Consider the following 24,048-nt stretch of genomic DNA (forward strand, 5'->3'; position numbering starts at 1 on the left):
ACCTTGTCACTATTGGGGTTTTATCTGTATTCGACCCCTCGAAACGACTTTTTGTTGTACGATATGGGGAATTGCTTGAAGGAATAATAATTACAAAATTAATGTATGAAAGCGTTGACAGATGATGAAATCATGCCTATACTTCGATTAAAGATACGGTTTTATTGTATTAAACAAGGGTGTTTGTGGAGAGACCTTTAGCATTTTGATTTCGAAAAGGGGGAAGTAGGCAAGAGCGGGTTTTTGGAACGGAAGGTCAACCAATTTTGATTATGGGAGGATTACGATGAAAGCGAAATTTAAGCGTGTGATTCATTTATTCCTGATCTCCATACTGATGATTTCGGCCATAACCGCATGCAGCGGCGGCGGCTCCGGGAAGGATGAGCCGGAAGGCAACGAAGAGGCCGTGTCCACCGAGAAGAAGAATGAGGTCGAGTTTACGGACATTAGCGCAAGCATCCGCGGCAATACGGCTCCGACGCAAGAGCAAATCGACGAGGTGAACAACACGCTGAACGATACATACCTCGGCGATGTATACGACGAAGTCATTCCAAGCGATTACTCCGCCTATCCGTTCAAGGAAGAGGTCGTGCTGGATGTTTGGATGCCTGCCAACTCCAATATACCGGATATGAACAACCATGCCGTTCAGAAACAGATCGAGAAATTGACCGGGATCAAGGTGAATTTCATCACGCCGCCGGTAGGACAGGAAGCGGATGCATTCACGCTGATGATCTCCTCCGGCGAGCTCCCGGACATCATCATTGAACCGGGCCGGTATCCCGGGGGCCTGGAAGCCGGGGTTAACGACGGCGCTTATATCGACCTGACCGACCTGATGGAGAAGCATGCTCCGAACTATACGGCCTGGCGCAATTCCCACGAGATGAGAAGAAAGACGACGGTGACGGACGACGGGAGGCTGCTCGGCTTCTACGGAATCGCTCCGTATTCGGAATGGACCTGGTTCGGCATGCTGATCAAGCAGGAAGCCCTCGACAAGACGGGGATGGAAGTGCCGAACACCATCGACGAATGGTACGCGTTCTTGAAGAAATGCCAGGAGGTCGGATACAAGACCCCGCTGAACTACGGATCGAGCTACGGCCAAATTTTTACGGGCATCATTAACGGCGCTTACGGCGTATGGGACTGGACCTTCCAGGACGAGAACGGCAAGGTGCAATGGGGGCCTGCGCAGCCGAAAGCGAAAGAGTACTTGGCGACCATGCAGAAGTGGAACAAGGAGGGTCTCCTTAACCGCGATTGGGCAACGGCCGACTTCAACCAGCGGATGGCGAGCGCCATTTCAGACGATACGGCGGTCATCATGGACTCCCCGGATACGATGTGGAGCTATTGGAAGGAACAGAACGACATCGATTTCGTTGGTGCGCTGAATCCGATCCTGAACGAAGGCGATAAATCGGCGACGACGTACAAAAACTTCATGCGCACCGGCACCGAGGCGGCGATTACGACCCAAGCGGACAATGTGGAAGCAGCCATGGCTTGGCTGGACTTTAACTACAGCAAAAAGGGATGGGAACTGATCAACTTCGGCGAGTATGGCACCGTTCATTTGGTGGATGACAAGGGAATGCCGTATTTCCCTGAGAACAGCTACATTTACAATGATCCGGACGGACAGCCGGTCGCCACGACGCTGTGGAAATACCGCATGCACAGCTGGCCGAACATTCGCGACGAGCATCATGCTAACCCGTTGATCGTGGCGAAGGGAAGCTATTCCGGAGATATCCGGAAATATTGGACAGAGAACATGGACACCAGCATGGCCATGCCGCCGATCACCTTCACCAAAGAGGAGGCATCGCGCGAGGCCGAGCTTGGAAACCAGCTGTCTACGCTTCGGGGAGAGTATTTTGCCAAGATCATCATGGGCGAGCTGCCTGTGAATGCATATGACCAGTTTTTGAAGGAAGCGCAGAGCATGGGCTTGGACGAATTCTTAAGTCTCCATCAGGCGGCGCTGGACCGGTATAACCAACGATAGCTTCCATATCGGGAATAGGTGGTTGAATCATGGAGATCATTCGAAAAAACAGGAAGATGAGCCCGGCTCCCGCGGAAGCCAAACTACGGAAGAGCCTGCTGATCAAGCGGGATATGAAGAAGAACTGGTTCGTATACTTATTGGCGCTGCCCGTGATCGCATGGTACCTGATCTTCTGCTACGGCCCTATGTGGGGCGTCATGATCGCTTTCAAGGATTTCAAGCCGCTGCTTGGATTCGGGGAAAGCGACTGGGTAGGCTTTAAGCATTTCATCGATTTTTTCCAAGGACCTTATTTCTGGAGGGTCGTCAAGAACACGCTGATGCTGAATGTGTGGGCTCTCGCCTTCGGGTTCACGGCGCCGATCATTCTCGCTTTAATGCTGAATGAGGTCCGGTCGTCCAAGTTCAAACGAACCGTGCAGACCGTTACGTACATGCCGCACTTCATTTCATTGGTCGTCGTGTGCGGGATCATCCATATTTTCACGGCGGATGAAGGAATTATTACTCAACTGCTGCAGTTCATTACAGGCAAAGAGTACTCTTCGCTCCTGGGGTACTCCTCATTCTTCCGGCCGATCTATACTTTCTCCGGCATCTGGCAGAGCATCGGGTGGGACAGCATCATTTATCTGGCCGCCATGAGCGGGATCGATCCGGCATTGTACGAGGCGGCTGAAATCGACGGCGTCAGCAGGGTTAAGAAAATGTGGTACATCACCTTGCCGCAGATCAGTCCGGTCATCATTATCTTGTTTATTTTCGCGATCGGCGGCCTGATGTCATCCGGCTACGAGAAAATCATTCTGCTGTACAATCCGCTCACCTACGAGACGGCCGACGTCATCGCTTCCTACGTGTATCGCCGGGGCCTCAGGGAAGCCAGTCTGAGCTATTCCGCCGCGGTGGGGCTGATCAGCTCCATCGTCAACTTCGGGCTGCTCTGGGTGACGAACTACATCGTGAAGCGCAGATCGGAAACCAGCTTATGGTAGGGGAAGGAGATGGCCATGATCGATAACAAGAAGATCAAAGCACGAGGTAAAAGAAAGCATAAATCGGTGGGAGACTTCGTATTCGATTTCGCAAACTATACATTATTGGCCGCGTTGACGCTGGTATGCTTCTACCCGATCCTGCATATCCTGTTCGCTTCGGTCAGCGACCCTACCGCTCTGATTGCGCATAAAGGCGCGCTGTTCAAGCCGCTTGGATTCACGCTTGACGGATATAAGCTGGTATTCAAAGACAACAGCCTGCTCAACGGGTATAAAAACACGATGATCTACGTCGGGCTCGGCACGCTAGTCAACATGGTCATGACGATATTAGGGGCATACGTGCTGTCCAGACGGGACTTGTATTTCAAAAATTTCATCATGATCCTGATCACCATCACCATGTTCTTCGGCGGCGGCCTGATTCCTTGGTTCCTGCTGATGAAGGACATCGGGTTGTACAACAATCTGTGGGCGATGATTCTGCCGACCGCCATCAGCACATGGAACATCATCATCCTGCGGACCGCCTTCCAGGCCATACCGAGGGAGCTGGAGGAGGCGGCCGTGATCGACGGCGCAGGCCAGGCGAAGATTCTGGTCAACGTCATCCTGCCGCTGTCGAGAGCGACGCTCGCCGTCATTTTCTTGTATTACCTGGTCGGGAACTGGAACTCCTGGTTTAATGCGATGGTGCTGCTTAAAGACCGGCAGCTGTTCCCGCTGCAGCTGTTAATGAAGGAAATTTTGGTGGCGAACGACGCCACGGCAACGTCGATCGGAAGCGCCGGCGGCGTCGTCATTAACAGCGCCCAGAGCGCGAACGCTTTCCGGGAGCTGGTGAAATACTGCGCGATCGTCGTTTCGACGGTGCCGATTTTAATGGTATACCCGTTCCTGCAGAAGTATTTTGTTAAAGGCGTTTACGTAGGCTCGATCAAAGGATAGATACAACAATGAATCGATGAGGAGTGGATGACATCTTGACGACAGAAACAAACCATACGCAGCCTCCGCGACCGGAATATCCGAGGCCCCAGTTCATGCGCAAGGCATGGCTGAGCCTTAATGGAGAGTGGGAATTCGGATTTGACGACGGAGACGTCGGCGAGCAGGAACGGTGGTATGAGGCGGACGGCTCCGCTTCATTCCCCCGAAAGATCAACGTGCCCTTCGCGTTCCAAAGCAAGCTGAGCGGCATCGGGGATCCCTCTTTCCATGACGTGGTGTGGTATCGAAGAAGCTTTCACATCCCGGATAATTGGAAGGGAAAAACCATTCTGCTTCATTTCGGCGCCGTCGATTATCTGGCAAAGGTCTGGGTTAACGGGCAGCTTGCGGCTGTTCATGAAGGGGGCCACACACCGTTTCAAGCGGATATTACCCGCTTCCTCGTTGAAGGGAGCAACACGCTGGTGGTCAGGGCCGAGGACTTCAGCCGTGATGTTACGCTGCCGAGGGGAAAGCAATACTGGCTTGAGAAATCGGCCAGCATCTTCTACACGCGGACGACGGGCATTTGGCAGAGCGTCTGGCTGGAGCCTTTATCCGCCGTGCACCTTAGAAAAACGGTGGTTACGCCGGATATCGATCGGAATGAAATCCGGATTCGCACCTTCGTTGAAGGATTGAAGGCGGCAGATGATATAAAGCTTCAGGTTACCGTAGCGTACGGGAACGAAGTCGTGGCCGAGGATCAATATTCGATCCGCAGCGGCGAGCAGCTGCGGACCATCGGCCTCGGGGATTTCACGGATCATGGCCTTGGGCGGCTGTGGAGCCCCGAGCATCCGAATCTGTACGATTTGGAGCTTCGGCTCGTATGCGGCGGAGAGGTCGTCGATGAGGTTGCCAGCTATTTCGGCATGCGGAAGGTGTCGATCGAGGACGGCAAGCTGTGCTTGAATAACCGGCCGTATTATCAAAGACTGGTGCTGGACCAGGGGTATTTTCCGGAAGGCATCCTAACCGCTCCTTCGGACGATGCGCTGAGACGCGACGTGGAGCTGACCAAGGAGATGGGCTTCAACGGCGTGAGGAAGCACCAGAAGACGGAGGATCCAAGATTCCTTTATTGGTGCGACCGGCTCGGGCTGCTTGTGTGGAGCGAGGCGGCGAATGCGTATGACTATTCCGAAGAATATGTGCGCCGCTTCACCAAGGAATGGCAGGAGATCATCGAGCGGGATTATAACCACCCGTGCATCGTCACCTGGGTTCCGCTGAATGAAAGCTGGGGAATCCCGAATGTCCGCATGGACAGCCGGCAGCAGCAGCACGGGTTGGCCATGTATCATTTGACGAAATCGCTGGATGATACGCGGCCGGTGGTGTACAACGACGGCTGGGAGCATATGACCACCGACCTGGTCACGATTCACGACTATGAGAGCCGTCAAGAGGTGCTGGAGAAGCGGTATAAGAGCGTGCAATCCGCCGTGGAAGCGATGCCGGCCAACCGCAGCATTTTCGTCGGAGGCGCTTCCTATCAAGGGCAGCCCATTCTCGTATCGGAGTTTGGAGGCATCGCCTTCAAGAAGAGCGAGTGGGAGGGCTGGGGATACTCGGGGGCGGACAGCGAGGAGGATTTCCTGATCCGGCTCAAGGCCGTCGTCGACCCGATGCTGACCTCGCCGGTCGTTCAAGGCTACTGTTATACGCAGCTGACCGATGTCGAGCAGGAGATCAACGGTCTGCTCACCTACGACAGGCGGCCGAAAGCGCCGCTTGCGAAGATCCGCGGGATTATGACGGGGACGCTAACCGAGCCGCTTAGTCCGGAACCGGATATGCGTACCGAGTCGCAGCAGGCTGATCCCGAAATGGCAAGATAGGCTTTTGTAAATAAGGATTTTGCAAGAATCCACAGAGCGACTTTCAATCAGCAATATATAGAGCGAAACGGTTTAGTTCGTCTATATATTGTACCCTGGAGCGGCTTGAATCGAATTTTGCAAAATGCTGAAATATAAAACAATCCAGACATAAAAGGAGTAGACCATGACTCATTCATCTAATATCCCGCGCCCCGAGTACCCGAGACCCCAATGGGTCCGGTCCGATTGGGCCAATCTGAACGGCCAGTGGCAATTTGAAATCGACCACGGCAAGAGCGGCAAGGACCGCGGCCTGACGGATCCCGGATACCAGCTGTCCGGGACGATCACGGTGCCTTTCTGTCCGGAGAGCAAGCTCTCCGGCGTAGAATATAAAGACTTTATGGCCGCTGTATGGTATAAACGGGCGTTCACCGTGCCGGAAGGCTGGGCCGGGGGCAGGATCCTGCTCCACTTCGGCGCCGTCGATTATGCAGCCGAGGTATGGGTGAACGGGACGGTTGCCGGCTCGCACCGCGGAGGGTACACGCCGTTTAGCTTCGACATTACGTCCCATGTCGTGCCGGGCAGCAACGTCATTACGGTATATGCGGAGGACGACGTTCGTTCGGGGCGCCAGCCGAGAGGCAAGCAGAGCGGGTTATACCACTCGCACGGCTGCGACTACACCCGTACGACAGGGATATGGCAGACGGTATGGCTTGAGCATGTGCCAAAGGCTTATATGGCGTCGATGAAATTGGTGGGGGATCCGGATAATGCCTGCGTGCATCTCGAGATTGCGGTCGAAGGGAGTGCGGCCGGGGAGCGGCTTGCCGCTTCCGCCTATTTCGACGGCCGGCTTGTCGGCGAAGCCGGCGCGATCGTATCCGGACCTTCGGTTAAGCTGACCGTTCCCTTGTCGGAGATCCATCTGTGGGAAGCAGGAAACGGACGGCTGTACGACCTGGCCCTGTCTTTGACCGACCAGGGCAGCCCAAGCGATTCCGTCCAATCGTATTTCGGTCTTCGGACCCTACGTCTTGACGGCATGGCATTCCGGATTAACGGCAAATCCGTGTTTCAGCGCCTTGTGCTGGACCAAGGCTTTTATCCGGACGGCATCTACACGGCGCCGAGCGATGAGGATCTTCGCAGGGATATAGAGCTCTCCATGGAGCTCGGTTTTAACGGGGCCAGGCTTCACGAGAAAATCTTTGAGCCGCGCTTCCTGTACTGGGCGGATCGCCTAGGCTATCTGGTATGGGGCGAGCACGCGAACTGGGGCTTGGATATCACGACGACTGAAGCGGTGTCCCGTTTTCTGCCGGAATGGCTGGAAGGCGTAGAGCGGGATTTCAATCATCCCGCGCTTGTCGGCTGGTGCCCGTTTAACGAAACGTGGGATAAGGATGGCACGAAGCAGCATAACGATGTCCTTCGCATTGTTTACGAGGTGACGAAGCGAATGGATCCAACCCGTCCGGTGATCGACACCAGCGGGAACTTCCATGTCGTCACCGATATCTTCGACATTCATGACTATGATCAGAATCCGGAGACGTTCCGCCAAAAATTTGAGTCGATGAAGGACGGCGGCGAGGTTTACAATACGTTTCCGAACCGGCAAACCTATGGAGGGCAGCCGTATTTCGTCAGCGAGTACGGCGGGATATGGTGGAACCCGGACCAAAGGGACGGGAAGGCCTGGGGGTACGGCGAGAGACCGGCTTCCGAAGAAGAATTCCTTGCGCGTTACGAGGGTTTAACGAGCACGCTGCTGGATCATCCGATGATGTTCGGATTCTGTTACACGCAGCTGTACGACGTGGAACAGGAAGTCAACGGGTTGTATACCTACGAAAGAAAGGCGAAGTTTGACCCCGAGGTCATCCGCCGCATCAATTCGCGTAAAGCGGCCATCGAGGATTGATATCCGGGAGCTTGCCATCCTGTGGCCGAAACGCGCTAAGCAGGAACTAATAATGCTGCCCGCAGCGGTTTCGAAGGCGGGCCGTGCCGAATAGCCGTTTTGGAGCATGATCATACATGTACCGAAAGGAACGTGAACCGGATGATGAATAAGAATTTCAGGAACACCTTGCTGCTGTCGATATGCGCGCTGCTTGTTTTTCCGATCGGCCAGACCTCGCAAGCGGCCTCCGTTCAGAACAACTTCTATAACGTTGTCATGCAGGAGGGGGCAGACCCTTGGGTGTATAAGCATACGGACGGCTATTACTACTTCACGAAAACGACCGGCGGCAACGTGACGATCTGGAAATCCGCCCAGCTCACTACGATTGATGCGGCCCCTACAGCGGTGGTAAACACGGGCTGCTGCAACATTTGGGCACCGGAGCTGCATTACATTGACGGCGCCTGGTATATTTACTACGCCAAGGATGACGGAGACAATGTCAATCACCGCATGTACGTCATGGAGAACAAATCGCCGGATCCGACCCAAGGCACGTGGGAATACAAGGGGCAGATCACCGATCCGACGAACAAATGGGCGATTGACGGGACGGTGCTGCAGCACGGCGGGGAGCTGTATTTCATCTGGTCCGGCTGGGAAGGAGACGTCAACGTCCGTCAGAACCTGTACATCGCCCATATGAGCAATCCATGGACCATCGACTCGGAGCGGGTGGAGATATCCAGGCCGACGTACAGCTGGGAGACGAATCATGTTCCCCATGTCAATGAAGGACCTCAGGTCATCGTCCGGGACGGTCTTATTCTTCTTGTCTATTCCGCAAGCGGAAGCTGGACCAACGACTATTGCTTGGGACTGATCACCGCCAGTGTATCCAGCGATCCTATGGATCCCGCTTCATGGACCAAGCGGGACCAGCCTATTTTCAAGTCCGGCAACGGGCTTTACGGTCCCGGCCACCATTCGTTCACGAAGTCTCCGGATGATACGGAGGACTGGATCATGTATCATGTAGCCAAATACAATAATGCCGGGTGGAACCGGGAGGTTCGGATGCAGAAATTCACGTGGCATGCGGATGGCACGCCGAATCTCGGCGAACCGGTCGATCCGAACACGCCGATTCCTCTGCCTTCCGGCGAACCGGCCCATCTCCGGTATGAAGGGGAGGAGGGAGCTTTCGGCGGGGCGGCCTATGCATCGGAAAGCCCGAACGGCTCAGGCGGCCTGAAGGCAGGTCATATTGATACCCCGGAGAGCTTCGTGGATTTTAACGTTCACGTCCAGGAGGCAGGCGAGTATATTTTGCTTGCGCGCACCGCCAACGGGACGGCCGGGGGCGGCTGGTCCTATCTGCAGCTGAGCGTAAACTCGGGCGAGCCGAGCCGGTTCCACATCACGAATAAAGGCTGGGAGAATTGGGGGCTGTCCACAGCCAGAGTCCAACTGAAAGCCGGAGCCAACAAGATCCGGTTTACGAAAGGTGAAGGCTACGGCGAGATTGACTTCTTTGATATTAAACCGGCGAATTAAGATGCAGGACACGGGTACCGCGTGATTGAAATGAAGGCGAATCCAATCGAGAGGGGCTTCCGGATTTTCCGGAGGTCCTTTTCCTTCCATTATTCATATTCCGCAATCGATCAGCATCATGAAAAGCCAAGCGGCAGCACCGGCAGGCGTCATTGTTTTTCACTACCGTTCGAAGTAAGATGATTGTAACGATTAAGATAAAGGGGAGCGGATTCGTGCTGGAACTTAGTTTTAACGACCCGGAGAAGCTTGTTAAGGTAACCCATGCTTTGTCGACGCGTTCCCGGGTAGATATTCTTCGCCTCTTGAATTCCAAAAACTTAAACATTATGGAAATCGCGGAGACGCTTAATCTTCCCGTATCGACCGTCGCCAGCAACATCAAGGTATTGGAAGCGGCAGAGCTGATCAATACGGAATTGCTTCCGGCATCCCGCGGAGCGATGAAGGTATGCAGCCGGAATTACGATGACATTCATATCGCCCTTAATTTAAGGAATACCATGCCCAAAGGAGTCATGCATGTCTATGAGGTGGACATGCCCATCGGGCATTACAGCGACTGCGAAGTGCACCCTACTTGCGGAATGGCGAATGCCGAAGGCTACATCATCAAGGAGGACGAACCGGCGAGCTTTTATCATCCGAAGCATGTGAACGCTCAAATCATCTGGCTGCGCAAAGGGTATTTGGAATATTTGCTGCCGATGGATATTCCGGCGGGTGCACGCATCGAATCGCTGGAGCTGTCGATGGAGATGTGCTCCGAGGCGCCCAATTACGACAATAACTGGCCTTCTAACATCTCGGTATGGGTGAACGAAGTGGAGATCGGCATGTGGACCAGTCCCGGCGATTTCGGCGACCGGCGCGGAAAGCTCAATCCGAACTGGTGGTATGACTGGGCGACGCAGTATGGGTTTCTCAAAACATGGCGGGTCGATCATGAGAAGACGACGCTGGATATGGAGAAGATTTCCGACGTTACCTTAAGCGATCTTCGCATCTCGGAAAGCCCGAAATTGCGGCTGCGCATCGGCATCAAGCCCGATGCCGTACACCAGGGCGGGCTGAACCTGTTCGGTCGCCAATTCGGAGATCATGAGCAGAATATTTTGATGCAGGTGAAATATACGATGGACCCGGAAGAGGAAGACGTTTAAAGTTGGATATTCGGCATTTGAAACGGCTGCACAGGAGGATTTTCTGTGGGCTGTTTTTTTTCGTTTGAACTAAACATATTTTACGGTTAAGGAAGGAAGATGAAATTCAACTGATTATATATGACGTCATAATTAAAATATTTCGAACAAATAGGTCGTTATTAATTGCATTAATTCCATTTATAGTGTACATTAATGTTATCCAAATTGGATTTAAGAATCATATATGAGGTCGTTCAGCATCTGAGGTTGTAAGTATCATTCTATGCAGGACCCGAAAGTCCATACGAATCAAATGAACGAGAACAAGAGAGGATGAGTGAGACATGTACCATTCCATGAAGCAAATCAATATGGGCGTTATCATTTGCAGGCATTGCAGCTCTCTAGTAGATACGGTGGACACTAATAAGATTGCCGTGTTTTACGGCGTGTGCGATAAGCCGGAATGCCGGCAGCTGCACAAGGCCGGCGAGGGATCGGTACGATCCGCAGACGCACCGTAACGAAAGCGGATGCTGTGGGGATCTAGTCTAGGAACTAATTTTATCAGATGAGAAACTCGAGGATCATCAGAAGAAGGCAGCCGCTGTTCGAGCGCTGCCTTCTTTGATTGGAGAAACTAAGCGGCGGAATGAACCATTCTGAATTCCTGTTAGGCTATTAATAACCTTTCCAGACCAAAACATTGCAGAGGCAGGAGGGGGCGCGCACAATATTTGAAATTTCATCGCTTCCGTAACGCACCGCAATAAGTTTGCAACATGAGGCTGATATGATAAGGGTCAAGAAGGGAGAGGGAAATCCGGTTTGGCTTGTTGTGTTGAGGCAAATGACTTGTCCAGGTGTTCCCGACAGGCGTCTTGGTTAACGGCCGGATTTCCGCTCCGGAGGAGGAATCCATTGATGAAAACTTATCCAGAATACAGCCGCGTCACGGATGGCAAAAAACACGCAAAGCTCATCTTGATTTTAGCTGTGGTCGCTTGCATTCGTCCGCTTATGAGCATGCTTGGCCTGCTGCAGCAAATCGGGCAGCCCGCCGGCAGCATTATTTTTACGGTTGCCATTTCCGTCGTATGGATTGCAGCTGCCGTGCTCGCGCGAGTGAAGCAGCCTGTAATGACGTTGATGTATACCGGCATTGTATACGGCATTCTGGTCATCCTGATCAGTGCCGTTCTCTCGCCAATCCTGACCGGCGAGCTCCAAGGACCGGTGACGAATCCGTTTGCCATCGTCAGCGTTCTGATAACGAACGCCATTTGGGGGATCGTCACGGGCGGGATTGCTTTGGCGTGGATGCGTGCGGTCAAGCGATAAACTGCTTATTGCAGCCCGGGGTCATGCTTGGGGATTAGTTAGTCGCAAGCATGTAATCTTAAGAGCCAGAAATCGTGCAACCCATGATATGCCGGAAATCCCGGCGGGTCATGGGTTTTGTTTACCCGGCCGGATAGGCCCGTATATCTTCACTGCCGTTCACCCCTGTTATTTTGTCACCTCCATATCATCACAGCTATATCCCAGCTGCCCTAACCACTGCTCAGATCGCTGGAGCTCAGGTCCTGATGCTCAGATCGCTGCCTCCTATATCCTGTCTTAAATATTATGCTAGTCTCAGGCATGCAAAGCTAAATCCGGCGTATGCTCTAAGTCCGAAGGCAAGGCACTTAGGAAACAATAGCTTATTTTACATAACGATCTACTAAAGGGGACGTTCGGATAACATTCTCTTACTATAATGGATCTGATACAAAACGCATAAGGAGAGTGTGAAGATGAAGCTGGCGATCCTTGGAGATTTGCATTATCACGAGGCGGACGAACAGATTGGCGCATGGGTGATGGCGAGGGATGCGTTTTATACAAGAATGCTGCACCATTTCATGAGTGCTGAAGCGGATATGCATATTTCGCTCGGTGATCTTACGAATTTCGGTACGGTGAGAGAGATCGATGAAGTCTATGGAATCATGGAGCGTTACGATGCGAACTTTGTTCATGTGCTCGGGAATCACGACACCTATTCCCAGTCCAAGCGGGATTTGCTCATGAGGACGGGCCAGGCCCGTTATCAGGCGCTCGACATGGAACAGGCAGTATTCGTATTTTTGGACACGACGAGAGAGATGGATTTAACGAACTGGGGAGGCTGGCTTGACGAGGAGCAGCTGAGCTGGTTCGAGCATATCGTTGTCAGCTCCGGCACGAAGCCGATGCTTGTGTTCGCGCATCACCCGGTGCATCTGACCACGACAGGATCGGATCGGGATAAAGGCTCGATTGACCCTTCGATCGATATGTGGCGGATTTTAAGCCAAAAACAGGGCCCAGCCGTATACTTCAACGGGCATACCCATGTCGATTCCATTACGAAACAGAACAACTGGACCTTCGTGCAGCTGTCCGCTTGCTTGGACCAGCACGCTTATCGGATCGTCGAAATGGAAGGCGATTATATTCACATCCATGCCGTCGACATTGATGACATGGAGCTATCGAGGCAGCTTCCCGAAATTCACCGCCATATGAAGCACTTTAGTCCGAATGCAAATGCAAGAGGTGGGGAGCTTGAGCGGGCGTGCAGCATTTTGCTCGCGAGAGGAGACGCCGAGCTTGAAAATACTACAGCAGTGAAGGCTGGCAGCAGCCATGGTTAATCAGACACCATCCAAGGCCAACCGTTCCTATTCGGAAAAGCGGGGGAAGGTTGCGGGCTCATCCGCCGCTGGTCTGCGGGAGCTGCTTGAGCTGCGCCGGAACGTGGCATCGATTCGGGATGTCAGGCAGCTTGAAGCTGCCCTAACATTCAGCAATACATTAAGCTGCGTATTCATGCTGACAGGAAACATCGGCGTTATCAAAGGCTATGTGGATTTGTTCAAGCAGCATGACATTCCGGTATTCGTTCACGTCGAGAAGATCGGCGGCTTGTCCTTCGATCAGCCGGGATTGGAATATTTAGCGAATGCAATCAAGCCTGACGGCATCATTACGACGAAGATCCAGGTCGTGAAGAAGGCGCAGAAGCTGGGGCTCACCACCATCCAGCGCTTCTTCCTGATCGATTCCGAGGGGCTCGCCAACATCACGCAATCGCTGGACCAGGTGCAGCCGGACGTTATTGAGATTATGCCTGCCCGGATTCCGGAGGTGCTGGGAAAGATAAGGGAGATGACGAAGCTCCCCATCATATCCGGGGGGCTGCTTACGCAGCGAAAGCACGCGGAGGAGTGCCTTGCGCACGGGGCGACCGCCATTTCCTCTTCAAGCCCTTCGCTGTGGAAGGAAAGTTTTGGCTTAACGGATGTTTAACAATTCAAACATATCCCGTTAACATATGGGCGATAAGATGGAGGCAGGTTGAAGAGACAAACCTGCCTTTTCTAACCACACAAGTAAATAGCCGATGGGGTTGGAGTGATGGAGAAACCTGAACAGACCATGGAGTCCGTATCTTAGACTTTTGCATGGTTTGGTTCAGGTTTCTTTTTGTCATGCCCAGACAGTCCTGATAGACCGGGTCCCAAACGGCATTAAGGGGAGGATTTTGCAAAAATCCAAAGAGTAATTTTGAATCAGCCATGGCCCCAACGAAATGGTTTAGTTCGTCAATATATTTTGCCCGGGAGCGACTGAAATCGAATTTTGCAAATTCTTTAGAAATAAAACTATGGGAGGAAATGAAATGAAAAGAAGAAAAAGACGCAGTTTCTTAACACTCATGCTGGGGATGGCCATGATGCTGTCCGCATGCGGCGGCGAGTCCGGCGGCGGCGCGGCAACGAACGCGAGCGCAGTCTCGGCGAACACGGGCAATGCCTCCGGCGAGAAAATCCAAATCAAGTATTGGTACGCGTTCGGGGAGAAAATCGAGGAAGCCAAGCAGGAGCTGGTCAAACGGTTCAACGAATCCCAGGACAAGATTGAAGTCGTTGCGGAATACCAGGGCAATTACGATGACCTGCACGCCAAAGTACAGGCTGCATTTGCGGCTGGCGATGCTCCGGCCGTAACGGATCTGGAAATCGCCTCGACGGGCACGTTTGCCAGATATGGCATGCTGCAGGAGCTGGCGCCTTTTGCCGAAAAGGATAAGGACCAGCTGAAGATCGATGATTTCAATCCCGGTCTGATGGGAAATGCCTATGTTGATGGAAAGCTGTACGGACTTCCGTTCATGCGCAGCACGCCGATCATGTATATGAACGTTTCGCTGCTGGAAAAAGCAGGCCTTGATCCGGCCGGACCGAAGACATGGGCCGAGTTCGAGGAATACGGGCGCGTGCTTAAGGAAAAAGGGATTACGGCCATGACGATGCCGGTCGACATCTGGTTCTACGAAGGGCTTGTCGCCCAATCCGGCGGCCAAGTGCTTGCCGAAGACGGCAAATCCGGCCTGTTTAACACGCCTGAAGCGGTAGAGCCGGTGGAGTTCTGGAAGAAGCTTGCGTCCGAAGGACTCATTAAAATTCCGGTCGGCGATGAAGCGGGCGCGACGGCGGATAAGGACTGGGCGAACCAAACCTCCGCGTTTAAATTCGGTTCGACGGCCGGAGTAGCTGGAGCGATCGATATCTCGAAGGGAAATAACTTTGAATTTGATACGGCGTTTATGCCGGCAAACAAGTCTTACGGGGTGCCTACAGGCGGATGCCAGCTCGTGATGACATCCAAGCTGAGCGAGGAAGAGCAGGCTGCGGCATGGGAGTTCATCAAGTTCATGACAACAACGGAAAGCACCATTTACCAAAGCAAGCACGTCGGTTACTTGCCGACCCGTTTATCGGCGCTGGAGACCGAAGAGATGCAGTCCCTCTATAAAGAATATCCGCAATACAAAGTGGCAGTAGATCAGCTGGAATATGCGAGACCGCGTCCGATGGAGACGGCCTATCCGGAAGTGGCCAAACTTGTAAAGAGCGCGATCGAGAAAACGCTGCTTGATCCGAAAGTAACGCCTCAGCAAGCGATGGACGAGGCGAACGAAAAGGCGAACGCACTGCTCAGCAAATAATCGGGAGGTATGTGAGATGGGCAGAATCGAGCTAAAAGGAATCAGCAAGTTTTTCAAAGACGAGGAAGTCATCAAAAATTTGGATCTGACGATTCGGGACGGTTCCTTCACCGTCCTCGTCGGACCGTCAGGCTGCGGCAAATCGACAACGCTCCGCATGATAGCCGGCCTCGATGAGCAGACGAAGGGCGAGATCTGGATCGATGACAAGTGCGTAAACGGGGTCCCTCCCGGAGATCGCGACGTAGCCATGGTGTTCCAAAACTATGCCCTGTACCCGACGATGAACGTCTACGACAACATCGAGTTCGGGCTCATTAACCGCAAGGTGCCGAAGAAAGAGCGGGAGAAGCTGATCAAGGACATCGCCGAAATCGTCGGCCTTAGCGATTATATGAAAAAGAAGCCGGAAATGCTGTCCGGCGGGCAAAGACAACGCGTGGCGCTTGCGCGCGCCATGGTCAAAAAGCCGCAGGTTTTTATCCTGGACGAACCGCTTTCGAACCTGGATGCGAAGCTGCGCCACCAAATGCGGACCGAGCTGATTCAGCTGCACGAGCGGCTCGGCACCACCTTTGTCTATGTTACCCATGATCAGGTTGAAGCGATGTCCATGGGGGATGAAATCGTGATTATGAACAAGGGCGTTATCCAGCAGGCGGCTTCGCCGATGACGCTGTACAACGATCCGGCCAATGTATTTGCAGCCCAATTCATCGGTACACCGGCTATGAACATTTTGCCAAGCCAGGAGCTTCAGCTGCCTTCGGCCCAAGGGAAGCGGCATGATATCGCCAGCTTCGGGTTCCGTCCCGAGCATGCGCTATTCCATGCCCCGGCTGCAATCGAAGGACTTCGGCTGGACGGGATGGTGCTGACCCGCGAAAGCCTTGGCGCGGAAAATATTTATCAAATCCAATCCTCGCTCGGCATGTTCTCGGTCAAGACGTTTCTTGAACCGCTCACATCGGATACGCTGGTTACGGTGACGGTTCCTTATGAGCGTCTGTACTATTTCAATAGCGAGGGCCAAAGGCTTCGGCAGGTTGAGGTTCGGCGTGGGGAAGAGATCGGCACGGCACAGGCTCCTGAATTGGTATCGGTAGGCGGGGGGCTCTAGCATGACATCTCGTTTGTGGGAAAAGCTTAAGCCTTATGGCATGATCTCGCCTTCGCTTGCCGTATTCGGCATATTCTTCATCTACCCGATCTTCTATATGATCTATCTCAGCTTCTTCGATTGGAATTTCGTCAGCCCGACGAAGAATTATGTCGGCTTGCAAAATTTTACGGATCTGCTGTCGGATAAAGAGTTCATGCAGGTGCTCCTGAATACGACCATCTACACCTTTGCCACGGTGTCGCTGACGCTCAGCATTTCGCTGGCCATCGCCCTCTGGCTGAACCGCTCGGGATTGTTTTACGGATTCGTGCAAGGCGCGATCTTCAGTCCGCACATCATTTCCCTCGTGTCCATTTCCCTGCTGTGGAGCTGGCTCATGGATCCCGAATACGGATTGCTGAACTGGGTGATCGGTTTGTTCGGACTATCACCGCTGCAGTGGCTGTCCCACCCGGACACCTCGCTCATGTCGCTGATTCTGGTCGCCGTGTGGAAGGGCATCGGGTTCAATACGCTGGTCTTTATTGCCGGCCTGCAGAGCATCCCGCCGAGCATTTACGAGGCGGCCGCGCTTGACCGCTCGAAGCGGTGGCGGACGTTTCGGAAGCTTACGCTGCCGATGCTGTCCCCGACGCTGTTTTTCTTGGCGATTATGAGCATGATCGGCTCATTCCAGGTTTTCGAGACGATTGCAATCATGACCCAAGGCGGGCCGGTCAATTCGACCAATACGCTGGTATATTACATTTACGAATACGGCTTCCGCTTCTTCAAGATCGGATATGCATCGGCAGCCGGCGTCATGCTGCTCATTATTGTCGGCGTGCTTACGATCATTTACTTCCGCATGCTATCCAAGCGCGTCCATTACAGATAAGCCTGGTGCGGCATAGATGAGTTAGCGGAAAGGAGAGGACGAATTCAAGTGAGTGCAATAGAGAAAGCAGTTCAAGCAAGAGAGTCGTCCGAACGGAATTTAAGGCCGGAGACATGGAGCGGAGTCAAGGTGATGAACGGCATTCTGAAAGCCTTGAATATCATCGGCATGCTGGGCCTTGTGCTGATCTTCGCCCTGCCTTTTGCATGGATGATCTCGACGTCGCTTAAAACCCTGCCGGAAACGATGATTTTTCCGCCGGAATGGATTCCGAACGACCCGCAGTGGCAAAACTTTATTCAAGCCTGGAACTCCGGACCGTTCCTTCATTATTTCTTCAATAGCGTTTTGATTGCGGGCGGTATTCTAATCTTGCAAATGCTGACCATGATTCCTGCGGCTTATGCTTTTGCGAGATTTCAATTTCCCGGTTCAGGCATCCTGTTTGGATTCGTCATGGTGACCTTGATGATTCCATCTCAGCTTATTTTTCTCCCGGTTTATCTGCAGCTTAGCTCGTGGCATTTGCTGAACACCCATTTGGGGCTGATTTTGCCTTTCGCCTCCAGCGCCTTCGGCATTTTCCTGCTAAGACAGTCCTTTAAGCAGGTGCCGGAAGAGCTTATTGAAGCGGCGCGGCTCGATAAGGCCAAGGAATGGAAGATCATGTGGAAGCTGATGATTCCGATGGCCCGTCCTGCGCTGATCACGATTGCACTGTTCAGCTTCATCAGCCACTGGAACGATTATTTCTGGCCGCTGGTCATGACGACGAATGAAACGGCAAGAACCCTGCCGCTCGGGATTGCGAAAATCCGGGAAACGGAGGGCGTTGCGACATGGAATATTTTGATGGCGGCGAACTTGATTCTCGTCGTGCCGATCCTGATCGTGTTCTTTTTCGCGCAGCGCTCGATTATTAAGGCGTTCGTGTACAATGGCGTGAAGTAGATTATGAAATTCGTGAAGGTTCATATGACGAAACGAAAGAAGTCCGGCGCTTAGCCGGACTTCTTGTTTGTGTATGGAAGGCTCGAGAACGATTACTCGAGGAATTTCAAAGGTCTATCAGTCCCGATTCGCCAGCTTTGCCAGCAGACGGATAATTTCGATATACAGCCATACGAGAGTGACCAACAAACCGAAGGAGCCGTACCATTCCATGTATTTCGGAGCACCCTGATGCGCCCCTTCTTCAATGAAATTAAAGTCGAGCACGAAGTTCAGTGCGGCGATAATGATGATGACAATCGAGATGCCGATTCCGATCGGCGTGCTGTCATGCAAATACGGAACGGTAACGCCGAACAATCCGAGTACAAAGCTGAGCAAATAGACAAGCGCCACGCCTGCCGTAGCTGCGATGATTCCCCGTCGGAAGCCGGGGCTCGCCTTGATGAGGCCGGTCTTGTACGCAAGCAGCATGCCCAAGAACACGCACATCGTCAGCAGGGCCGCCTGCAGCGTAATGCCGTAATAGAGGGATTCATAATTGGCCGATAATGCGCCGAGAAACAATCCTTCCGCAACCGCGTAGATCGGTGCGAGAAACGGCGCCGACTTCGGCGCGAAGCTGATGATCAGCGCCAGCACAAAGCCGCCGATCGCACCGCCGACCATAAGCGGGAACATATCGTACCCGTTAAAGAACATGACCCAAGAAATGACTGCTGCCCCGATAAGCAGCGCAAGCAGCATGAACGATTTGTTCACCGTTCCGCCGATGGTCATCGTCTCTTGGTCATTGTAATGCCTGCTCCTCTCAAACGTATTCTCATTAAGTGTTGGATTTCCGCTACGACCTAACAAATGAATGCCTCCTAAATAACTATTTTTATGTCCATTCTATCATAGGTTGTCATATTTTAGGAGATGAAATCTTTTCGCATCGAAATTCCTCGCCTGTTTCGCGGAGCGGACAATGAATTGCGTGTGTGTATGCAATTTTAGACATTCAAATTTAATGTGTCCAAAATATTAGACGTCGTCCAATCAAGCTCATGTTACAGATTCAGCCGTTTGAGCTTATTGTAGAGCGTTGCCCGTGAAATGCCGAGCTTCTTCGCCAGCGTGTATTTATTCCCTTTAACAGCTGCAAGCGCTTCAAGCAGCAGCTTTCGCTCGTACTCTTCAAGCCTTGCTTGGTAAGCAGCACCGTTGATCGGCGTGGTGCCCGTGTCATTTCCCTCCCCCGGCTGAGGACTCTTATCGCCGGAATACATATGGTCCGGCAAATATTCGCGCCGAATCTCTCCTTCGGTAGAGAAGATAACAAGCCGTTCGATGGTGTTGCGCAATTCGCGGATGTTGCCCGGCCAATCGTACCTTAGCAAATCTTCGAATACCTCCGGCGTAAACGAATGGATATGGCGGCCATAGACAAGCGAGAATTCGTGAAGAAAGGACTGCGTCAGCTCGTAGATATCCTCTTTGCGTTCGCGCAAAGGGGGAACGTCCAACGTCACGACGTTCAGGCGGTAGTACAGGTCCTCACGGAAGCTGCCATCTGCAATCATCCGTTTCAAGTCCCGGTTCGTGGCCGCGATGATCCGGCAGTCGGCGCGATGCAGCTGCGTCCCGCCGACAGGGAAATAACTTCGCTCCTGGAGCACGCGCAGCAGCTTGACCTGCAGGTCGAGAGGCATTTCCCCGATCTCGTCAAGGAATAAGGTGCCGCCGCGGGCCAGCTCGATCTTTCCTTTCTTCCCTTTCGGGTCCGCACCGGAGAAAGCGCCCCGTTCGTAGCCGAATAATTCGCTCTCGAACAATGCGGCCGGAATGGCTCCGCAGTTGATTGCAATGAAGGGGGCGTTCGCAGGCTCGCGCGATTCGTGGATCGCTTTGGCGAACAATTCCTTCCCCGTTCCGCTCTCGCCCTGGATCAGCACCGTCGCTTTCGTCGAGCTGATCTTCTTGATCGTTTCGATGCTGTTTTTAATCGCGCGGCTCGTTCCCTTAATATGCTGAAAAGGGTCTCCCGCAGGGCTCAGCATCGCCACTTCCTTCTGAAGATGATGGACCTTGCTTGTCATCTGCAGCAGCTCTTGATGCAGCCGCATTTGGGTGGTCAGATCCGTTTCCGCTGCAACGGCGCCGATAATCCGATCCTCGAGCGTAACCGGATTGGAATTAATCAGGACGAACAGGTCGTGACGCGGCCGATGCTGCATTTTATGGGCAGGCTGGCCGGTTTCTAATGTGCGAAGGGACTGCAGCCGGTCGACGGGAAAGAAATCGGAAGCAGGCTTGCCGATGATATCCTCCCTCGGAATGGAGAAGATATGCTCTGCACCGGAGGTCCAGACGGCAACGCGTCCTTCCTCGTCAATCAGCGTGATGGCAACGTCCGGATCCAAGGTATTCAGCGTTGTTGTGAAGTAAGCCTCCAGCACCCGGTGAGCCTGCACCAGCGCATCTACCATATCCTGAGCGGATAGATAGCCGACCGCTTTGCCGTTTCGCTGTACGATCGCCCATGAACAGCAGGTAAAGGCAGCAGAGGCTTTCGTTAATGGCTCATCTGCGTTTATGGTCTCGACATGAATCAGGATATCTTGAATATTCCGTACGGGATCCGCAGCCGATGAAGGCAGCAGCCCATATTTGCCGGTCTCGACCCTGACAAAGACAGGGGTACAGCCCGCCGTAACCAGGGCATCCCGGATTGCTGCCGGGTCGGTCAGATCAACAATGATGCAGTCCGTGCGGATGAGCTGCTCCACGCTCGGCAATCGATGCTTCATTCGGTGGCCCCCTAGATATAGAAAAAGTAAATGCTTACAAACTCATGTTAGGGCCATTATACCGAGCCTGTTTTTCAGTGTAAATCACTTGAACATATTTTTGACGACCATCCATAGATTCGCAGGCTTTTCCGCCAAGCGCCGGGTGTAATACGGGTACCACATGCTGCCGTACGGCATATAGCAGCGGATCCGGTAGCCCTCCCTTGCCAACTGCGCCTGGTCGCTCATCCGCAGGCCGTACAGCATCTGGAATTCAAAAGCGCTTGCCTTGATGCCGTTCTTATGCGCGTATTCCTTGACCCAATTGATGATGCGGTCATCATGCGAGGCGATGGCGGTGTACACGCCTTGGTCAAGATGCATTTGAATGAGCGTTTTGAAGTTATCGATCACTTCGCTCATTTGCTGATAGGCAACGGATGCCGGCTCCTTATAAGCTCCTTTCACAAGCCTGAGGTTTACGCCCGCTTTGATCAATTGCTTCACATCCTCCCGTGAACGCAGCAAGTAGGCTTGAATCACGGTCCCGACGTTGGTCAATCCTTCCCCGTGAAGGCGAAGGACGATATCAATGGTCGCTTGCGTATAGGGCGAATCCTCCATATCGATCCGTACGAAGTTGTTATGCTGTTTAGCCTCGGCGACGACGTCCCGAATATTGCTGTAGCAGGCTTCCGGGTCCAGGGCCAAGCCCATCTGCGTCGGCTTTAACGATACATTGGAGTTTACCTTCCGTCTGGCGATCCCGTTAATTAAGCGTACATATTCCTCCCTGTAGCCTGCAGCCTCCGATAATTGCTTGATTCCCTCCCCCAGATGATCCAATGTGACCATGATCCCGTTTCCGTTCAACCTCTCGATTTCGTCCAGCGCTTCCTCCAAGCTGCTGCCTGCAATGAATTTTGCAGCTAATTTACGGCCGTACCGAAGGGCAAGATGCTCCACCAGTTTATTGCCGGAAACCGATAACAATACCTTTCGATAGAGTTCGATACTGTCCACGTTTGATTTCTCCTTTCAGGCTGTCATTGCTGACGCAATGAATCTTTACTGGATGACTGCAAGCAAAAAACGTTCCAGACGAAAAAACAAGCACCGTTGGCATGATATTTGCTTATTATCCTATAAGACCGGTGGAACAGGATTTGGCGATTCCACAACACATGTGAAAGGGTGGTTAACGTTTATGAGAACCGAATTCAGGAACGAGTCGTTTGTCAACTTCAAGGATGAGCGCAACAATGCGGAATATGACCGCGTGCTCGAGCAGACGGAGGCGGGGTTTGGCAAAGAGTTTCCGCTAATCATCGGAGGCGAGCGCATCATGACGGAGACCAAGGCCGCTTCCATTAATCCGGCAAATAAAGCTCAGGTGGTCGGTATCGTATCGCAGGCGGACGTACAATATGCGGAGCAGGCCATCCAAGCCGCTGCGGCTGCTTTTGAGACTTGGAAGCGGACCGATCCGAGTGAGCGTGCGCGTTACTTGTTCCGTGCAGCGGCTATTTTGCGCCGGCGCAGACATGAATTTTCCGCCTTGATGACGATTGAGGCCGGGAAGACCCGGGTGGAAGCGGATGTTGAAACGGCGGAGGCGATCGATTTCCTGGAGTTTTACGGGCGCGAGATGCAGCGGCTCAGCCAGCCGCAGCCATTGACGGTCAGCCAGGAAGAAGAGAACGAGCTGTATTATCTGCCTTTAGGCGTAGGCGTCATCATTCCGCCATGGAACTTTCCGCTGGCGATTATGGCAGGCATGACGATGGCTGCCGTTGTTGCCGGGAATACCGTCGTCTTGAAGCCGGCGAGTCCGACGCCTGTCATCGCCGCGAAATTTATGGCGCTGCTCGAAGAGGTGGGACTGCCGGCGGGCGTCGTCAATTTTGTACCCGGACCGGGCGGCGAGGTCGGCGATTATCTTGTTGACCATCCGCTGACCCGTTTTGTCAGCTTTACGGGCTCCCGCGATGTAGGACTCCGCATTAACGAACGGGCAGCGAAGACCCAGCCTGGACAGAAATGGATCAAACGCGTCGTTGCGGAAATGGGCGGCAAGGATGCGATCATCGTCGACCACGATGCCGATCTCGATCTGGCGGTGGACGCCATTACGCTGTCCGCCTTCGGTTTCTCCGGCCAGAAGTGCTCGGCTTGTTCCAGAGTCATCGTCCATGAGAAGGTCTACGATACCGTCCTGGAGCGGGTGGCGGAGCGGGCAAGCCGGCTCACGATAGGTGCGCCTTCGGCTGCCGGAACGGATGTAGGTCCCGTGATCGATGAGAAGGCTTATCTGAAAATTCAGGAGTATATCGAAATCGGAAAACAGGAAGGTCGCCTGGTTCTTGGGGGCGGCACCGGAGATCCGAACGGATTCTTTATCGAGCCTACGATTTTTGCGGATGTGGACCCGAATGCCCGGATTTCGCGGGAAGAAATATTCGGTCCGGTGGTTGCGTTCACGAAGGCGCAATCCTTCGATGAGGCGCTGGCGTTCGCCAATAATACGGATTATGGCTTAACCGGAGCCGTTATTTCGCGCAGCGGGGCGAATTTGGAGAAGGCAAGACGCGAGTTTTTCGTCGGCAATCTGTATTTCAACCGCAAATGCACTGGCGCATTGGTCGGAACGCATCCGTTTGGCGGATTCAATATGTCGGGTACGGACTCGAAGGCCGGCGGCCGGGATTATCTGCTGTTGTTTACCCAGGCGAAGCTGGTAGCCGAGCGCTTCTAAGCAGATGAACTCCGGTCATATCGTCTAAAAAATTAGACACCACATCATGATGTTCAATTGGAATGTT

The 24,048-nt window shown here is 53.1% G+C and carries 19 protein-coding genes; 16 read left to right on the plus strand and 3 right to left on the minus strand.

Annotated elements, in window-relative coordinates:
* The first annotated feature begins 286 nt into the window (after window positions 1-286).
* From MKX76_RS00085 to MKX76_RS00155, 15 genes are all read left to right on the plus strand, one after another.
* On the plus strand, window positions 287-2,026 hold the full coding sequence (locus MKX76_RS00085) for an extracellular solute-binding protein (RefSeq protein WP_210094992.1): 1,740 nt from the start codon (window positions 287-289) through the stop codon (window positions 2,024-2,026).
* Window positions 2,027-2,055: 29 nt separating this feature from the next.
* Window positions 2,056-3,024 carry an ABC transporter permease gene (locus tag MKX76_RS00090; RefSeq protein ID WP_144871373.1) on the plus strand — a complete coding sequence of 323 codons (969 nt, stop codon included), beginning with the start codon at window positions 2,056-2,058 and terminating at the stop codon, window positions 3,022-3,024.
* Between the two features lie 15 nt (window positions 3,025-3,039).
* Window positions 3,040-3,975 carry a carbohydrate ABC transporter permease gene (locus MKX76_RS00095; protein ID WP_028404935.1) on the plus strand — a complete coding sequence of 312 codons (936 nt, stop codon included), beginning with the start codon at window positions 3,040-3,042 and terminating at the stop codon, window positions 3,973-3,975.
* 95 nt (window positions 3,976-4,070) lie between these two features.
* The gene (locus tag MKX76_RS00100) at window positions 4,071-5,861 is read left to right on the plus strand and encodes a glycoside hydrolase family 2 protein (protein WP_245256036.1); all 1,791 of its coding nucleotides are present in this window, start codon (window positions 4,071-4,073) and stop codon (window positions 5,859-5,861) included.
* 166 nt (window positions 5,862-6,027) lie between these two features.
* Entirely contained in the window at window positions 6,028-7,776 is a 1,749-nt protein-coding gene (locus MKX76_RS00105; RefSeq protein ID WP_210094994.1) for a glycoside hydrolase family 2 protein, read from the plus strand.
* Window positions 7,777-7,917: 141 nt separating this feature from the next.
* Window positions 7,918-9,318, plus strand: coding sequence for a family 43 glycosylhydrolase (locus MKX76_RS00110; RefSeq protein WP_186311201.1), 1,401 nt, complete (start codon window positions 7,918-7,920; stop codon window positions 9,316-9,318).
* Window positions 9,319-9,533: 215 nt separating this feature from the next.
* Complete coding sequence (locus MKX76_RS00115) at window positions 9,534-10,481, plus strand: ArsR/SmtB family transcription factor (protein WP_028404939.1); 948 nt, start codon at window positions 9,534-9,536, stop codon at window positions 10,479-10,481.
* A gap of 326 nt (window positions 10,482-10,807) precedes the next feature.
* The gene (locus tag MKX76_RS00120; RefSeq protein ID WP_028404940.1) at window positions 10,808-10,987 is read left to right on the plus strand and encodes a GapA-binding peptide SR1P; all 180 of its coding nucleotides are present in this window, start codon (window positions 10,808-10,810) and stop codon (window positions 10,985-10,987) included.
* Window positions 10,988-11,387: 400 nt separating this feature from the next.
* Window positions 11,388-11,804, plus strand: a complete 417-nt coding sequence (locus MKX76_RS00125) for a hypothetical protein (protein ID WP_210094995.1) — start codon at window positions 11,388-11,390, stop codon at window positions 11,802-11,804.
* Window positions 11,805-12,262: 458 nt separating this feature from the next.
* On the plus strand, window positions 12,263-13,144 hold the full coding sequence (locus MKX76_RS00130; RefSeq protein WP_210094996.1) for a metallophosphoesterase family protein: 882 nt from the start codon (window positions 12,263-12,265) through the stop codon (window positions 13,142-13,144).
* On the plus strand, window positions 13,137-13,799 hold the full coding sequence (locus MKX76_RS00135; protein ID WP_210094997.1) for a glycerol-3-phosphate responsive antiterminator: 663 nt from the start codon (window positions 13,137-13,139) through the stop codon (window positions 13,797-13,799). The genes MKX76_RS00130 and MKX76_RS00135 overlap by 8 nt, the downstream gene beginning before the upstream one ends.
* A gap of 373 nt (window positions 13,800-14,172) precedes the next feature.
* Window positions 14,173-15,501 (plus strand): ABC transporter substrate-binding protein, encoded by a 1,329-nt coding sequence (locus tag MKX76_RS00140; RefSeq protein ID WP_210094998.1) that lies wholly within the window; start codon window positions 14,173-14,175, stop codon window positions 15,499-15,501.
* A 16-nt stretch (window positions 15,502-15,517) separates the two neighbouring features.
* The gene (locus MKX76_RS00145; RefSeq protein ID WP_210094999.1) at window positions 15,518-16,621 is read left to right on the plus strand and encodes an ABC transporter ATP-binding protein; all 1,104 of its coding nucleotides are present in this window, start codon (window positions 15,518-15,520) and stop codon (window positions 16,619-16,621) included.
* A gap of 1 nt (window position 16,622) precedes the next feature.
* Window positions 16,623-17,501: a carbohydrate ABC transporter permease gene (locus tag MKX76_RS00150; protein ID WP_077567664.1), complete on the plus strand. Its 879-nt coding sequence runs from the start codon at window positions 16,623-16,625 to the stop codon at window positions 17,499-17,501.
* A gap of 132 nt (window positions 17,502-17,633) precedes the next feature.
* Window positions 17,634-18,452: a carbohydrate ABC transporter permease gene (locus MKX76_RS00155; protein WP_040737814.1), complete on the plus strand. Its 819-nt coding sequence runs from the start codon at window positions 17,634-17,636 to the stop codon at window positions 18,450-18,452.
* A 117-nt stretch (window positions 18,453-18,569) separates the two neighbouring features.
* On the opposite strand, the gene MKX76_RS00160 is transcribed toward MKX76_RS00155, so the two are convergent.
* The 3 genes from MKX76_RS00160 to MKX76_RS00170 all read right to left on the minus strand — a co-directional run bounded on the left by MKX76_RS00160 (window position 18,570) and on the right by MKX76_RS00170 (window position 22,249).
* Entirely contained in the window at window positions 18,570-19,310 is a 741-nt protein-coding gene (locus tag MKX76_RS00160; RefSeq protein WP_213613554.1) for a Bax inhibitor-1/YccA family protein, read from the minus strand.
* A 194-nt stretch (window positions 19,311-19,504) separates the two neighbouring features.
* Complete coding sequence (locus MKX76_RS00165) at window positions 19,505-21,244, minus strand: sigma-54 interaction domain-containing protein (protein WP_213613552.1); 1,740 nt, start codon at window positions 21,242-21,244, stop codon at window positions 19,505-19,507.
* An 84-nt stretch (window positions 21,245-21,328) separates the two neighbouring features.
* Window positions 21,329-22,249 (minus strand): proline dehydrogenase family protein, encoded by a 921-nt coding sequence (locus MKX76_RS00170; RefSeq protein WP_213613547.1) that lies wholly within the window; start codon window positions 22,247-22,249, stop codon window positions 21,329-21,331.
* 184 nt (window positions 22,250-22,433) lie between these two features.
* Between MKX76_RS00170 and pruA the strand changes: the two genes are divergently transcribed.
* Window positions 22,434-23,981: an L-glutamate gamma-semialdehyde dehydrogenase gene (gene pruA / locus MKX76_RS00175; protein ID WP_213613545.1), complete on the plus strand. Its 1,548-nt coding sequence runs from the start codon at window positions 22,434-22,436 to the stop codon at window positions 23,979-23,981.
* Window positions 23,982-24,048 lie beyond the last annotated feature (67 nt).

This window comes from Paenibacillus sp. FSL R5-0810 (assembly GCF_038002285.1).
Classification (GTDB): domain Bacteria; phylum Bacillota; class Bacilli; order Paenibacillales; family Paenibacillaceae; genus Paenibacillus_AQ; species Paenibacillus_AQ lactis.

Excerpts from the sequence above, each read along its gene's own strand:
- MKX76_RS00085 (WP_210094992.1), top strand. The coding sequence starts at position 287 with ATGAAAGCGAAATTTAAGCGTGTGATTCATTTATTCCTGATCTCCATA.
- MKX76_RS00090 (WP_144871373.1), top strand. The coding sequence starts at position 2,056 with ATGGAGATCATTCGAAAAAACAGGAAGATGAGCCCGGCTCCCGCGGAA.
- MKX76_RS00095 (WP_028404935.1), top strand. The coding sequence starts at position 3,040 with ATGATCGATAACAAGAAGATCAAAGCACGAGGTAAAAGAAAGCATAAA.
- MKX76_RS00100 (WP_245256036.1), top strand. The coding sequence starts at position 4,071 with ATGCGCAAGGCATGGCTGAGCCTTAATGGAGAGTGGGAATTCGGATTT.
- MKX76_RS00105 (WP_210094994.1), top strand. The coding sequence starts at position 6,028 with ATGACTCATTCATCTAATATCCCGCGCCCCGAGTACCCGAGACCCCAA.
- MKX76_RS00110 (WP_186311201.1), top strand. The coding sequence starts at position 7,918 with ATGATGAATAAGAATTTCAGGAACACCTTGCTGCTGTCGATATGCGCG.
- MKX76_RS00120 (WP_028404940.1), top strand. The coding sequence starts at position 10,808 with ATGTACCATTCCATGAAGCAAATCAATATGGGCGTTATCATTTGCAGG.
- MKX76_RS00125 (WP_210094995.1), top strand. The coding sequence starts at position 11,388 with ATGAAAACTTATCCAGAATACAGCCGCGTCACGGATGGCAAAAAACAC.
- MKX76_RS00130 (WP_210094996.1), top strand. The coding sequence starts at position 12,263 with ATGAAGCTGGCGATCCTTGGAGATTTGCATTATCACGAGGCGGACGAA.
- MKX76_RS00135 (WP_210094997.1), top strand. The coding sequence starts at position 13,137 with ATGGTTAATCAGACACCATCCAAGGCCAACCGTTCCTATTCGGAAAAG.
- MKX76_RS00140 (WP_210094998.1), top strand. The coding sequence starts at position 14,173 with ATGAAAAGAAGAAAAAGACGCAGTTTCTTAACACTCATGCTGGGGATG.
- MKX76_RS00145 (WP_210094999.1), top strand. The coding sequence starts at position 15,518 with ATGGGCAGAATCGAGCTAAAAGGAATCAGCAAGTTTTTCAAAGACGAG.
- MKX76_RS00150 (WP_077567664.1), top strand. The coding sequence starts at position 16,623 with ATGACATCTCGTTTGTGGGAAAAGCTTAAGCCTTATGGCATGATCTCG.
- MKX76_RS00155 (WP_040737814.1), top strand. The coding sequence starts at position 17,634 with ATGAACGGCATTCTGAAAGCCTTGAATATCATCGGCATGCTGGGCCTT.
- MKX76_RS00165 (WP_213613552.1), bottom strand. The coding sequence starts at position 21,244 with ATGAAGCATCGATTGCCGAGCGTGGAGCAGCTCATCCGCACGGACTGC.
- pruA (WP_213613545.1), top strand. The coding sequence starts at position 22,434 with ATGAGAACCGAATTCAGGAACGAGTCGTTTGTCAACTTCAAGGATGAG.